Source organism: Pseudoalteromonas sp. BZA4 (assembly GCF_040104395.1).
In the GTDB taxonomy this organism is placed as follows: Bacteria; Pseudomonadota; Gammaproteobacteria; order Enterobacterales; family Alteromonadaceae; genus Pseudoalteromonas.
The window spans coordinates 1-14,159 of the sequence record NZ_JBECOT010000080.1; the positions used below are offsets into that span (position 1 = coordinate 1).

The 14,159-nt window shown below is 40.6% G+C and carries 13 protein-coding genes; 7 read left to right on the forward strand and 6 right to left on the reverse strand.

Going from position 1 to position 14,159, the window contains the following annotated elements; translation table 11 throughout:
- Window positions 1-645 precede the first annotated feature (645 nt).
- Complete coding sequence (locus tag ABMY41_RS19770) at window positions 646-948, forward strand: hypothetical protein (RefSeq protein WP_036973954.1); 303 nt, start codon at window positions 646-648, stop codon at window positions 946-948.
- Window positions 949-1,146: 198 nt separating this feature from the next.
- On the opposite strand, the gene ABMY41_RS19775 is transcribed toward ABMY41_RS19770, so the two are convergent.
- Complete coding sequence (locus tag ABMY41_RS19775; RefSeq protein WP_138557673.1) at window positions 1,147-2,211, reverse strand: YeiH family protein; 1,065 nt, start codon at window positions 2,209-2,211, stop codon at window positions 1,147-1,149.
- Between the two features lie 106 nt (window positions 2,212-2,317).
- Between ABMY41_RS19775 and ABMY41_RS19780 the strand changes: the two genes are divergently transcribed.
- The gene (locus ABMY41_RS19780) at window positions 2,318-3,199 is read left to right on the forward strand and encodes a LysR substrate-binding domain-containing protein (protein WP_138557674.1); all 882 of its coding nucleotides are present in this window, start codon (window positions 2,318-2,320) and stop codon (window positions 3,197-3,199) included.
- 600 nt (window positions 3,200-3,799) lie between these two features.
- Here the strand turns inward: ABMY41_RS19780 and ABMY41_RS19785 are convergent.
- The 4 genes from ABMY41_RS19785 to radC are packed head-to-tail and all read right to left on the reverse strand — an operon-like array spanning window position 3,800 to window position 5,571.
- The gene (locus ABMY41_RS19785) at window positions 3,800-4,039 is read right to left on the reverse strand and encodes a hypothetical protein (RefSeq protein ID WP_138557675.1); all 240 of its coding nucleotides are present in this window, start codon (window positions 4,037-4,039) and stop codon (window positions 3,800-3,802) included.
- A gap of 53 nt (window positions 4,040-4,092) precedes the next feature.
- A complete protein-coding gene (locus ABMY41_RS19790) occupies window positions 4,093-4,653 on the reverse strand; it encodes a tyrosine-type recombinase/integrase (protein WP_036973950.1) in 561 nt (186 codons plus the stop codon).
- 12 nt (window positions 4,654-4,665) lie between these two features.
- Window positions 4,666-5,085: a DUF2787 domain-containing protein gene (locus ABMY41_RS19795; RefSeq protein ID WP_253040082.1), complete on the reverse strand. Its 420-nt coding sequence runs from the start codon at window positions 5,083-5,085 to the stop codon at window positions 4,666-4,668.
- Window positions 5,086-5,097: 12 nt separating this feature from the next.
- A complete protein-coding gene (radC, locus tag ABMY41_RS19800) occupies window positions 5,098-5,571 on the reverse strand; it encodes a DNA repair protein RadC (protein ID WP_253040084.1) in 474 nt (157 codons plus the stop codon).
- A 125-nt stretch (window positions 5,572-5,696) separates the two neighbouring features.
- On the opposite strand from radC, the gene ABMY41_RS19805 reads away from it, so the two are divergent.
- The 5 genes from ABMY41_RS19805 to ABMY41_RS19825 all read left to right on the forward strand — a co-directional run bounded on the left by ABMY41_RS19805 (window position 5,697) and on the right by ABMY41_RS19825 (window position 13,091).
- Complete coding sequence (locus ABMY41_RS19805; protein WP_253040086.1) at window positions 5,697-5,873, forward strand: AlpA family transcriptional regulator; 177 nt, start codon at window positions 5,697-5,699, stop codon at window positions 5,871-5,873.
- A gap of 160 nt (window positions 5,874-6,033) precedes the next feature.
- The gene (locus ABMY41_RS19810; RefSeq protein ID WP_253040088.1) at window positions 6,034-7,593 is read left to right on the forward strand and encodes a type I restriction-modification system subunit M; all 1,560 of its coding nucleotides are present in this window, start codon (window positions 6,034-6,036) and stop codon (window positions 7,591-7,593) included.
- Window positions 7,590-8,909 (forward strand): restriction endonuclease subunit S, encoded by a 1,320-nt coding sequence (locus ABMY41_RS19815; RefSeq protein ID WP_349276012.1) that lies wholly within the window; start codon window positions 7,590-7,592, stop codon window positions 8,907-8,909. The genes ABMY41_RS19810 and ABMY41_RS19815 overlap by 4 nt, the downstream gene beginning before the upstream one ends.
- Window positions 8,909-9,910, forward strand: coding sequence for a Fic family protein (locus tag ABMY41_RS19820; RefSeq protein ID WP_253040092.1), 1,002 nt, complete (start codon window positions 8,909-8,911; stop codon window positions 9,908-9,910). The genes ABMY41_RS19815 and ABMY41_RS19820 overlap by 1 nt, the downstream gene beginning before the upstream one ends.
- Window positions 9,911-9,977: 67 nt before the next feature.
- Window positions 9,978-13,091: a type I restriction endonuclease subunit R gene (locus tag ABMY41_RS19825; protein ID WP_253040094.1), complete on the forward strand. Its 3,114-nt coding sequence runs from the start codon at window positions 9,978-9,980 to the stop codon at window positions 13,089-13,091.
- 238 nt (window positions 13,092-13,329) lie between these two features.
- Here ABMY41_RS19825 and ABMY41_RS19830 read toward each other — a convergent pair whose 3' ends face one another.
- A complete protein-coding gene (locus ABMY41_RS19830) occupies window positions 13,330-13,965 on the reverse strand; it encodes a hypothetical protein (protein WP_235378187.1) in 636 nt (211 codons plus the stop codon).
- Between the last annotated feature and the right edge of the window lie 194 nt (window positions 13,966-14,159).

Sequence of the window (14,159 nt, forward strand, 5' to 3'; positions counted from 1 at the left end):
ACAATCGCCAACTGGTTGAAGCGATGATCAAAGTGAAGGCGCTAAATAAGATCAACACCCTTGGTCTGCCTAAATATCAGTAAGTTAAGTGAATTTGTTAGAGAGTTGCATTTGATCAACAAGGCCGGGTTTTTACTAATAAAAACGGCTTTGTTGTTTTTTAATTGTAGTTCTTTCACAACAAATTCGTTGTCTAATGTAGCTAATACGATTCGTCCAGTTTTAATTGTTACTGACCTATCTACAACTATTATCGAGCCGTCAGTAATGTCTGGGGACATGCTGTTGCCTGACACCCTGAATAGGAATGTACTACTAGGGCGCTTAATTAGGAGCTCATCTAAACTGATTGAGTCGGATAGGTGATCTTCGCATGGATTGGGGAAACCTGCAGCAACTGAAAAGTCTGCAATAGGTAATTCTGTGGTTGAAGGGGTAAGTTTGCTAAGCATAATCACAAAATACTGTACAAATAAACAGTAATTTTAGATGTGAATATTCCACATTACAACCAAGAAGTTTCTTTTAGGCTCGCGGTCTATGTGATTTCATCAATTATTAGTTAAATTTAAACCTTTTTCCCAGAATCAGGCGCGATTTAATGCATATGATAGCTTTGGCAAAAATATATGAGCTGGAGTAACTATGGATTTATGTTCAATTTCTGCGGAAGACGGTGATAAAGCTGTTTTCTTCAATGGGGTTTTGATTGCATACTATAATGCAGCAACTGATGAGCCAAACGTGTTATCTTTTGTTGAAAGTGTTGCTGATAATTTGAGTAGCGCTTCTGGTGCCAATATTAAAAAGGCGAAAATAGACAAAGCTCCTGACTTTGTTCATTGGGAGCAGAGCAAACAAGTAGAGAATATACTTTGGCCCAATGAAACAGCTAAACCTCCTATTTCTGATTTTTTCTCTCCAATTGAGCTGAATTCTCAACCATAAACATTCATAATAGTTTATCGCTTGACCGCTAAATTTTGCCTTCGCAGGTGCGGTCAAGCGCTCCTCTTAAAAAATCATGTAGTAAATTTTTATTACTGTATTTGAGAGAGATTTCACGTCTACTCGCTAACGACTAGGAAGCAAGATCAGACTAATCATATTTTGCACTTTTAACGATTCGCCTGTAGTTGAACCCAACTATAAAAGTGCTTTTACTCCAGTGTTAATTCCGAAACCGCCTAACGTTAAAAATATAAACAAACAACTTCCCAAAAGTAGGGGTCTTATTCCAGCTTGACGAATTGCCCCAATGTGAGTTCGTAGTCCCAATGCCACCATGGCGATAGTGAGTAATATATTATCAAACCACACAATATTGTTTGTTGTACTCTGAGATAGGTTAATTAGTGAATTACATCCACTTACTAAAATGAAGTAAACCGCAAACCAAGGAATTGATAGGTCTGAAGATTTTTCTAAGTTATAGTTTTTCTTTGTATCCTTTCGTTTTTGCCAATATGATAAACCAAACAAAAATGGGGCAAGCATCATTACCCTTAACATTTTTTCAATTACTGCCGTGTCGGCTGCATTTGCACTAATAGCGGTACCCGCAGCAACTACCTGAGCTACTTCATGAATGGTTGAACCAACAAAAATACCGTATTCGTATTCACTCAACCCTATATATTCAAACATTAAGGGGTAAGTAAACATACTTAGGGTTCCAAATACAACGACTGTTGCGACCGCAATAGATACTTTATGTGCTTGTGCTTTAATAACTGGTTCTGTTGCCATTATTGCTGCAGCACCACAAATAGAGCTCCCAGCACCAATAAGAATAGTTGTTTGCTCATCAAGTTTAAATAAACGTTTACCTAACTGAATTGCTAGGATAAATGTACCTAGTAATATGGCTAAATCAATAACTAGCCCTAACCAACCAATTTCTGTTATTTGTGAGAATGTAATTCTAAAGCCAAATAAAATGATGCCAGCTTTAAGTAAGAAGCTTTTTGCGTAGTCTACTCCAATATCAGTATGAGTTGCGATACGGGAAAACAAACTGTTTCCTACTATGATGCCGAGGATAATTCCAATAGTGAGTGAACTAACTTGTGCATTTTGCAAAACGGAAAGTTTACTTAGGGCTATTGATATACTTGCTAATGTAATTACCAACATTAGGCCCAACCACCATCGACTATCTGTGAGTTTTTTTGTTTGGGATTTAAATAGACACCGCGTATAGAACAACATAAACGTCCTTCAATAAATTGCTTTATTTACTTGACTGCATTTTAGAAAGACCCAAAATATAACTCCAATACATTAATTTTATGATTTAATAACTTAAGGTTATCTTATGAACTTGAACGCATTGAGAGTCTTTTATACTGTAGCGAAATTGCAAAGCTTCTCGGGTGCGGCAGAAACTCTTTTCATTAGTCAGCCAGCGGTATCTAAAGCGTTAAAAGAGCTAGAGCATCAATTAAGTCTTAAACTTATCGAACGTGCCACAAAAGGGAGAAAACTCGCATTAACTGAGGGCGGAGTTGCTTTATATGAACATGCTCGTAATATTTTTGCTATTGAAAAGACGGCAATAGACGATATAAAGTCACGTACCGGACTAAAGCGTGGCACAATTGTCATTGGTACTAGCACTACAATTGCAAGTTATTGGTTACCACCTTACTTAGCCAGGTTCTGTAGTGCTTACCCAAATATAAAAGTTGAAGTGAAGGTCGAAAATACGGAAAAGATTGAACATGCGTTGCTTGAGTGCTCAATTGACTTGGCTCTTGTTGAAGGGACACCAACAGAAAAAAAGATAGTACCTACACACTGGCAAGATGATTTGATGAGTGTCGTTACCCCACCTCATTTTAAGCCTAGCCCTAATATAAATGAATGGCTTAACCAACAGTTTTGGTTACTCCGTGAGCCAGGCTCTGGAACACGTGAAATGTCAGTTAAAATGTTAGAAAAACAAGGTATAAAAGTTAGTAATAGTATGCAACTAGGGAGTAATGAAGCTATAGCTCGCTCAGTCGCACAAGGAATGGGAATAGCCATATTGCCAAATGTGGTCACAGAAGATTTAGTGCAACTAAAAAAGTTAAAGCGCTTGAGTCAAGTTAAAGGTGAAATGCTATCTAGGCCTCTATATCAGTTACAATGCCGAGGTAGATCTTCTTCACATTCTGCCGAGGCTTTAAAAAGAATTTTATTTTCAGAAGTTTAGCTTCAAGTGCATCCGCAAGTTTAGTTTCTTCACTACTTTTAGTTCATTCAAGCCATTTTCGTAGGTTAGGTATCTTCTAGAAAAATGATATCTTTTCCCTGACTTTTAGCTACATTACTAGTTTGTGCCGTTTTAACAAGGTGCGGTATCGCATTGTGCCTGCAAAATTAATATTGAGAGTTAAAGCTTCGTTTATTTGAATATTTAAAGTCAGATCAAGTGCGTCGTTTTCAAATATTGAGTAAGTCAGCTTGCTCATTCCTATAGCGAGATTATTACTATCTTGATACAAATAGCTCCAATTTCATTCAAGAATGACAATATCTTTTATCAACGAAGTTACTTTCTAAAACCGAATACCAAATAGTGTGGTTTAGGGCTGCAATATTTTCGTTATAGTCAGAGGTAATATTCTAATTAAGACCTGTGCTTCTCATAATTCTTTTTAACGAGGTTTTGAGACCTTCAACTAGCTAAATAAGCTCAAGCCCTTATTATATAAGGGCTGGCAAGTTCCCAAAATACCATTATGAGAACCTAAAAAAATAAACGGTGCTATTACGCTATAAAAGAGTGCTCAATATGAGCACTCGTATTTAACTAATCAAACAAACTAGCAATGCCAGCAACTACTCCACCAGCTACCGCCAGAGGGATTGTAACAGGCGCAGACGCAACACCTGCACCAATTACTATTGCGCCAGATGTAAGTGCTCCAGCGGCTGCACCGGAGCCTATAGCCACTGCTGTTCTGCTTACGCTAGAGTCACTACTGCCAGTTATCTGTTTTGATAACTCATTACCAACTAAGCCGCACGAAACGGCTTTATTTAAAGACATAATGTTTTCCTTTTAGTTAAGTATCACGAGCACCAGAATGGCGCTGTTAGGGTTTATAGCTCTAGTTCTTCAAAGTCTTTGTCTATTTCCTCCTGTGTTATGCCTATGTAACGAAGTGTGGTTGCTTCGGAGCTATGGCGGAGCATTTTCATTACTCGGGCGATGTCATGGGTTTTCTGATACAAGTGATAACCGCGTGTTTTACGCATTGAGTGAGTCCCCAAATGAATATTTAGTTCTTCACCTACTAACGCAAATGCTTTTGTGACAGCTCTGCGTGATAGCGGTCTAGGCTTTGAATTAATCGCTTGTTGATTGCGGTATGATTGAAATAAGTAGATGTGGTGTGGATGAGTTAGTTTAATTTCGTTGATCAAGGTAAGCGCCTTATCATTTAGCTTTATTTCAGCTAATTTCGAGGTCTTTGACTCATAAATAATCAACCTATTGTTACTTATGTCAGTAAACTTCACTGCAAGTAAGTCAGATATTCTAAGCGCGAGATTTAAGCCAATATTCCATATCTGGCTCATTTGTCTTGAGCAACGCTTTTCTAGTAAATAGCTAACGAGCCTTACTGTATCAAGATCTTTAACTGCTTGTACTTCAGCCATAAAAACCTCCCTTTACTCAGTAGTAACAGTTACCTGATAACAACCTGTGTTGTAGTACTCAACAAAGTTTGAAATGAATAGGTCTAATAGCTCTTTACCTTCCTTAGCGTTCAACCAACCAGCTAAAAAGTGATAAACCTGCTTAATGCTGAAGCACACATCAATTTCTTTTATCAGTTCAGGGGTATGACGGCCCTGATACGAGAAGTCAGTAATATAAATAAGCTGCCAGCTGGTGGCCTTCTTTTCTAACCTAACCTCTACAGGGTGAAAGCCTCCAGCTTCAGGGCTGTAATCTGGATCTCTAAAGTTAAGTGTAACCGCCTTAGCTGTTCCTACAGAATCACCTCTATTAGCAACTGCGCTTACAATCACACTAATAAAAGAGTTAGGCACTTTTAAGCCTGCTACTTGCTCTATTTTTAACGCCATATTTAACTCCTTTTAAATTAAACCATGTTCAGCAAATGAATACGTGCTCTCGCCAATGATGATGTGATCAAGCACTGATACATCAATTAGGTTAAGTGCCTGTTGAAGCTTGGTAGTAATAAGCTTGTCTGCTTGAGATGGGGTAGTAACGCCGGAAGGGTGGTTATGCGCTAGGATAACGGATGCAGCATTAAGCTCCAGCACCTCTTTAACGACTTCTCTAGGGTAAACACTAGCTGCGTTAATAGTGCCTCTAAATAGCTCTTTAAACTCCAGTATGCGGTTCTGGCTATCTAAAAAAAGTACAGCAAAAACTTCATGCTCATGTATTGCTAGTTTATGTTTTAAGTACTCTGCGCAATCATTAGGGCTATTTAAAACCCCATCACGAAACTGCTTCTGAGCGATGATGTAGGCAGCAGCTTCTAGTATCTGTTTATCATTTACCGGATGCTTAAATTCATATAACGACTGTTGACCTTGCATTATTAATTCCTCTTAAGTGGTTTATGCAAGTTAGTGATGTATATGTGTAAGTTTTTCATTTGAGAGACATAAAAAAATACTGGCCCCGGAAAGGTTATGTACTAATAACCAACCGGAGAAATTCCATGCGTTTAATTAAACTGAAAGAAGTGATGGCAAAAACATCACTGGGTCATTCGAGTATCTATAAATTTATTTCTGAGGGTACTTTCCCTAAGCAAGTATCGTTAGGGGCTAAGTCAGTGGCTTGGGTTGAGTCAGAAGTGGATGATTGGATAATGGAGAGGATAGGTAAACGATAAGAGAGTTAAGTCGTTTATATCTCTAAGTAGCAGATTAGTTATAGAAAATTTATGGTAGTATAACTTTCATTGATGGTAAGTGAATTAGAGTCAACGCTGACTCTAATTCACTTACTAAAATGTGCAGATAAAAGATAATATGCCTTAAGGGAATTTATTGATGACAAGTTTACAACAACGTGCAGAACTTCAACGCCAGATATGGGCTATTGCCAACGATGTACGTGGCTCAGTGGATGGTTGGGATTTTAAACAATATGTATTGGGTACGCTGTTCTACCGTTTTATCAGTGAAAACTTTGTCAACTATATTACTGGCGGTGATGAGAGTGTTAACTACGCAGCCATGTCTGACGATGATGAAAACATTCTGGCTGCTAAAGATGATGCAGTTCGCACTAAAGGATATTTTATCCTTCCTAGCCAGTTGTTCAGCAATGTGGCGGCTAATGCACACAAAAACGAAAATTTAAATACGGATTTGGCAGCAATTTTTGCGGCAATCGAAAACTCAGCCAATGGCTATGATTCAGAAAAAGACATCAAAGGCTTGTTTGCGGATTTTGATACCACCAGCAATCGTTTAGGTAATACGGTTACTGCAAAAAACGATCGTTTAGCAAAGGTATTAAAACGAGTGTCTGAGCTTTCTTTCGGTGAGTTTGAAGACAACCAAATAGACTTGTTTGGGGATGCCTACGAATTCCTGATTTCAAACTATGCCGCCAATGCGGGTAAATCCGGTGGCGAATTTTTCACCCCTCAGCACGTTTCAAAATTGATCGCGCAGTTGGCCATGCACGGCCAAACCAGTGTGAATAAAATCTATGACCCTGCGGCGGGTTCCGGTTCATTGCTCTTACAAGCCAAAAAGCACTTTGATGCGCATATCATTGAGGATGGTTTTTTTGGTCAAGAGCTCAACCACACCACCTACAACTTGGCGCGCATGAACATGTTTTTGCACAACATTAACTACGACAAGTTTAATATTCAGTTGGGTGACACCTTAATCGAACCACACTTTTTAGATGACAAACCCTTTGATGCCATTGTCTCTAACCCGCCTTATTCAGTGAAATGGATTGGTAGCGACGACCCAACCCTAATCAACGACGACCGTTTTGCGCCCGCTGGCGTACTTGCGCCTAAATCAAAAGCCGACTTTGCCTTTGTGCTGCATGCGCTCAGTTATCTTTCACCAAGAGGCCGTGCAGCTATTGTTTGCTTCCCCGGTATTTTTTACCGTGGCGGCGCTGAGCAAAAAATTCGTCAGTACTTGGTTGATAACAACTATGTTGAAACCGTGATCTCACTGGCACCTAACCTGTTCTTTGGCACCACTATCGCGGTAAATATTTTAGTGCTGTCTAAACATAAAGCCGATACCACCACCCAGTTTATCGACGCTAGCGGCCTGTTTAAAAAAGAAACCAATAACAACGTGCTGACTGATCTGCATATTGCAGACATAATGAAAGTGTTTGCCAACAAAGAGAACGTGGATCACTTTGCTAAATCCGTTGATTTGGACGTCATAGCAGGCAACAGCTACAACCTTTCGGTGAGCAGTTATGTTGAAGCCAAAGACAATCGTGAGATGGTAGATATTGCAGAGCTTAATGCCGAACTTAAAACCACTGTTGCTAAAATTACTCAACTTCGCAGTGATATTGACGCCATTGTGGCAGAGATTGAAGGTGAGGAGCTTGAAGCATGAGTCATTTAAGCTACATAGAGAAGCTGCTGGATGGAGTTGAGGTGGTGTGGCTGCCACTAGGTGAAATTGGCCAATTCATACGCGGTAATGGTTTGCAGAAAAAGGACTTCATCGAAACGGGGTTTCCAGCCATTCATTACGGTCAGATTTATACTAAATACGGTTTATCGGCAGATGAAACTTTTACCTATATATCAGAAGAGCTAGCGAAAAAATTAAGAAAAGCGGAAAGGAACGACCTCTTGCTTGCCACAACTTCAGAAAATGACGATGACGTTGTGAAACCTCTTGCATGGCTAGGGAATCAATCCGCAATTTCTGGCGATATGATGCTATTCCGACACGAGCAAAATGTTAAGTATTTAGCTCACTATTTTTTAACGGAAGCATTTCAAGCTCAGAAGAGAAAATACATTACAGGGGCTAAGGTTCGTAGAGTTTCTAGCGGTGATTTGTCAAAAATAGTAGTCCCCATCCCATGCCCAGATAACCCAGAAAAATCGCTGGCAATACAAGCTGAAATTGTGCGCATTCTGGACGCATTTAGCGCCATGACCGCCGAGCTGACCGCCGAGCTGACCGCCGAGCTTAACATGCGGAAAAAACAATACAACTACTACCGCGACCAGTTGCTAAGTTTTGACCTGTCTGCCGATCACGCAGGAGAGGGTGAAGTTGAGTGGAAGACGTTAGGTGATGTTACTAAAAAATGGTATTCAGGTGGAACACCTAAGGCCGGCAATCCAGAATTTTACGAAGACGGTGATATACCATGGCTTAGAACTCAGGAAGTAAAGTTTGCTGATATTTTCGACACAGATGTAAAAGTAACTCCAGCTGCTTTGCAAAACTCATCAGCCAAATGGATACCTGAAAACTGCGTGATAATTGCTATCTCTGGAGCAACTGCTGGAAGATCAGCAATTAATAAGATTCCACTAACAACAAATCAGCACTGTGGATGTTTGGAAATCGACGATAAAAAAGCCCTATACCGATACGTCTTTCATTGGGTTAGTTTCAATTATGAAAACATAAAAGCTCTAGGACAAGGTGCAAGAGGAGATCTAAATTCGACAATCATTAAGAACTTTAGGTTACCTGTTCCTTATGCAAATGATCCTGCGAAATCATTGGCCGAGCAGGCGCGAATTGTAGCGATATTGGATAAATTCGATACCTTAACAACTTCGCTGCAAAAAGGTCTCCCCCGCGAAATCGAGTTACGCCAAAAGCAATACGAGTATTATCGTGACCTGTTGTTGAGCTTCCCTGCCTGTCCGGCAGGCGGGCCTAAATCTGAAGAGGTAGCCTAATGGCCTATCAACCACCGTTTACGATTACGACCGAGATTCTTAACTTGGTGGCGCAAATCAGCCAGCAGGTGGGTGAATTAAATGCCAGTCAGCTCAATGCCTCGCCGCAACTGCGCAAGCAAAACCGCATAAAAACCATTACCGGCACGTTGGCGATAGAAGGCAATACGTTAACCGAAGAACAGATCACAGCCATTGTTGAGGGGAAGCCCGTGTTAGGCAGCGTGCGCGAGTTAGCCGAAGTAAAAGGTGCGATAGCGGCTTATGATGCCCTGCCTACATTCACACCGAGCGCCATTAATGATTTACTCACGGCCCACGGTTTAATGCTGTCAGATATTCTTGTAAATGCGGGTGAGTTTCGTAGTAAAGGCGTGGGTATCCATAAGGGTGGTGTGGTGCACCATGTTGCGCCGCCAGCTCATCAGGTTTCTGGTTTAATGGCTGATTTAATTCAATGGCTCAAGCAAACAAAAGATCACCCATTGATTGCCAGTTGTGTATTTCATTACGAATTCGAGTTTATTCACCCCTTTGCCGATGGTAACGGTCGTATGGGGCGGTTATGGCAAACGCTGATTTTGTCCAAGTGGCATCCGTTATTTTTATCTTTACCGCTTGAAAGTGTGATTAAAGATCATCAACAAGATTATTATCACGCACTGGAACAAGCAGATAACCAAGCGGATAGCACGCCGTTTATTCATTTTATGTTGTCGGTTATTCAGCAAACACTCGCACAAAACGCCTCTGTAAATGCCCCTCTAAGGGAGGGTGAAAACGCCCCTGTAAATACTCCAGTCAATTTAACGGGACTTAAAACACCGGAGGCTATTTTAGCATTGCTCAGTAATACGCCCGAGCTGACCCGGCAACAACTCGCCGATACCTTGAATAAAGACGTGAGAACCATTGGCCGTGCCATTAGCAAGCTGCAAAAAGAAGGTAAATTAACCCGAGTAGGCTCAGATAAAACCGGCCACTGGCAAGTTACTTCATAATGCGATGCTGTGGCTATTTCCATTTTGGAAAACACCACTGCTAACCAAAAGAAAAGGATGTAAACGAATGACGACGTATAAAACGGTGGCAGAATCGAATAACTTTATTGTGTTAGATAAATACACTAAAGACTGGCAAGTTAATGAAAGTTTTCAAAGCGAAGGTGATTTAGAGCGTGAACTGATCCAGGACCTAAGCAACCAGGGCTATGAGTATTTGCCTGCTCTGACGACACCCGATGCCATGCTGGTGAATGTGCGTAAACAATTACAAGCCCTCAACAAGGTCGAGTTTACTGATGCCGAGTGGGCTCGTTTTTGCGAGCAATACTTAAACACCCCAAGCGATAATATTCTTGATAAAACTCGCAAGGTGCACAGTGACTATATCTTCGATTTTGTCTTTGATGATGGCCATATAGAAAACATCTACCTGTTCGACAAGAAGACCATTGCTCGTAACAAAGTGCAGGTGATTAAGCAGTTTGAGCAAACGGGAAGGCATGCCAACCGTTACGATGTGACGATTTTGGTCAATGGTTTGCCTTTGGTGCAAATTGAACTTAAAAAGCGTGGTGTGGCGATCCGTGAGGCATTTAATCAAATTCATAGGTACAGCAAAGAGAGCTTTAATAGCGAGAACTCGTTGTACAAGTTCTTGCAGCTGTTTGTGATCTCTAATGGCACCGACACGCGCTATTTTGCCAACACGACCAAGCGTGACAAAAACAGCTTCGACTTTACGATGAACTGGGCTAAGTCAGACAATACGCTGATCAAGGATTTAAAAGACTTTACGGCGACTTTTTTCCAGAAAGAGACCCTGCTTGAAGTGATCTTGCGTTACTCTGTGTTTGACGTAAGCAATACCTTACTTGTAATGCGCCCCTACCAGATTGCCGCTACAGAGCGCATTTTATGGAAGATTAAGAGCGCATTTAACGCTAAAAATTGGAGCAACACCGAGAGCGGCGGATACATTTGGCACACTACCGGTTCAGGCAAAACACTAACCAGCTTTAAAGCGGCACGATTGGCCACCGATTTAGACTGTGTAGATAAAGTCTTTTTTGTGGTTGACAGAAAAGACCTCGACTATCAGACCATGAAAGAGTATCAGCGGTTCTCGCCTGATAGTGTGAACGGTTCAGACAGTACCGCAGGGCTTAAGAGTAACCTGGATAAAGACGATAACAAGATTGTCGTCACCACAATCCAAAAGCTCAATAACTTAATCAAAAGTGAAAGCGATTTAGCTATTTACAACAAGCAGATTGTCTTTATTTTTGATGAGTGTCATCGAAGCCAGTTCGGTGAAGCGCAGAAAAACCTGAAGAAGAAATTCAAAAAGTACTACCAGTTTGGCTTTACCGGTACGCCAATTTTCCCTGAAAACGCCTTGGGTGCTGAAACCACGGGCAGCGTGTTTGGCCAGCAGTTGCACACGTATGTGATCACTGATGCCATTCGTGATGAAAAAGTACTCAAGTTCAAAGTGGACTATAACGATGTTCGTCCGCAATTTAAGAGCATTGAGACTGAGCAGGATGAAAAGAAGCTCAGTGCCGCAGAGAACAAGAAAGCGTTCTTACACCCGATGCGCATTCGTGAAATCTCGCAGTATATTCTGAGCCATTTTAACCAGAAAACGCATCGAGCCTATTCTGGCGCCAAAGGGTTTAACGCCATGTTTGCGGTAAGTAGTGTTGATGCGGCGAAAGCGTACTATGAAACCTTCAAAACATTGCAGGCCGAGGCCGAAAATGGACCCACGAGTAAGCCTCTGCGCATAGCGACTATCTTCTCATTTGCTGCCAATGAAGAGCAGGACGCCATTGGTGATATTTTAGATGAGAGTTTTGAAGTAAGTAGCATGAACAGCAGCGCAAAAGAGTTTTTGAGCGCCGCGATTAACGATTACAACGCCATGTTTAAATCTAACTATGGCGTGGACAGTAATGGCTTTCAGAATTATTACCGTGACCTTGCCCAGCGAGTGAAGAATCAAGAAATAGATCTGCTCATCGTGGTCGGTATGTTTTTAACGGGCTTTGATGCACCAACGCTCAATACTTTGTTTGTTGACAAAAATTTGCGCTATCACGGCTTGATGCAGGCGTTTTCTCGTACCAATCGCATTTATGATGCAACGAAGACCTTTGGCAATATTGTTACCTTCCGGGACTTGGAACAGGCAACCATTGATGCAATTACCCTTTTCGGTGACAAAAACACCAAAAACGTGGTGTTGGAGAAGAGTTATAAAGAATATATGGAAGGCTTTAACGATATTGTTACTGGTCAAGTTCGTCGTGGTTTTGTTGATATCGTAAAAGAGCTGCAAGAACGCTTTCCTAATCCTGAAAATATTGAGAAAGAACAAGATAAAAAAGAATTTGCCAAGCTGTTTGGTGAATACCTAAAAGCAGAAAATATTTTACAAAACTACGATGAATTTGCAGGCTTGAAAGCACTGCAAAGCCTAGATACCAGTGATGAACAAGCTGTTGAAGAGTTCAAGTCAAAGTACTATCTGGATGATGCTGACATTGAGGCAATGCAAACCATCGATATGCCAAGTGAGCGTGCTATTCAAGATTATCGCTCTACCTATAACGATACCCGTGACTGGTTACGCCGCCAAAAGCAGGGGGAAGAAAAGGATAATTCCACTGTTGATTGGGGGGATGTGGTCTTTGAAATTGATTTGCTTAAATCTCAAGAAATCAACCTCGATTATATTCTTGAACTGATTTTTGATCACAATAAGAAGAACAAGAGCAAAGAGGGCTTGATTGAAGAAGTTCGTCGTATGATCCGCAGTAGCCTTGGCAATAGAGCGAAAGAGGGTTTAGTCGTTGATTTTATTAACCAGACAAACCTGGATGAGATAAATGATAAAGCCAGCATTATCGACGCCTTCTTCAAGTTCGCACAGGCAGAGCAGAAGCGCGAAGCTGATGCCATTATCGCCTCTGAAAAGCTCAATATCGATGCTGCCAAGCGCTATATTGCCTCATCACTCAAACGTGAGTACGCTTCTGAAAATGGCACTGCGCTAAATGAGGCTCTGCCAAAACTTAGCCCATTGAATCCACAGTACCGAACACAGAAGCGGACGGTTTTTCAGAAAATTGCCGCTTTTGTTGAAAAGTTTAAAGGTGTTGGGGGGCAGGTTTAAATGACATTTTCTATACTAGTCAGAACGGTTTAAGCCTATACAGCGAAGAGTAAATGGCTTAAGGCGTTCATAATCCTTTTAAGGACTGTTGCTTGGGAGTTTAAACTCTTTGAGTAAATCATAGTTAAACTAAATTGTATTCACAAAGAGTCTGTTACAGGTTCTTAAATGGCATGTTTTAAGGGAAGCAGCACTTCCCTTAAAAAACTAAAAATTAACCCCTCGTAAGTACATGGCTTTATGCTTTGGCGAGTTTACCTTCAATTATCCATTCCTCGCGGTTTTGAATCCATACACCTCTCACGATACAATCTCCAAAATCATCAATTTCTACTTTATTAAATTTAATACTTGCATATTCCTCATCATCATTAAAATCCAAGTATCTAACAGGTAATTTAGAGGCAAAGTAAAAACCTCCTTCAGCATTATTCCAGATAGACCTACCCGAACATTTGAATTTTCCGTCGTCATCTTTACCCTCAAAAGAAAAAATAACCTCTTCATATTGCACTAGTACGAGTGAATTAACATCTAATTGCCATTCTCCATTTTCTACTTCTAAATAACCAGAGAATTGAAAATCCTTAGTTGATATATTAGTTATAGGTACATTCTGCTCAAGAAATTTTTCAAGTCTGCCTTGGTTGATATCCATCTTTGGGGCAGTGAACAAATTACATTTATCTGATGAGATTGAAGTGAAATTGAAAGTGGGCTCAATCTTTTTAGGGCCTTTTCTTTTTTGAAGTTCAAAAATGACAGTTAATGGGGAGGTTCTACCTCTTGATAATGAGTTTATTACTGCTTCAAAAAAATCATTATCTTTCTGCCCATATTTCAAGATGATGACTTTTAAATTAGTTAATTCCATTAGCCAATATTGAAAAGAACTTAAGTCTTCAATGAAAAGCTGACAATTCGTAAAGTTTAACCTCAGGAAGGCGTTGTTTCCTAAAAGTTTGAACTATCTTGCCAGCCTGTGATCAGATCATCTATATCCTACTAGCCCGTGCAACAACAATGAGCAAAATCACAAACTGGTCTCACTATAATCAAGCCCTCGTT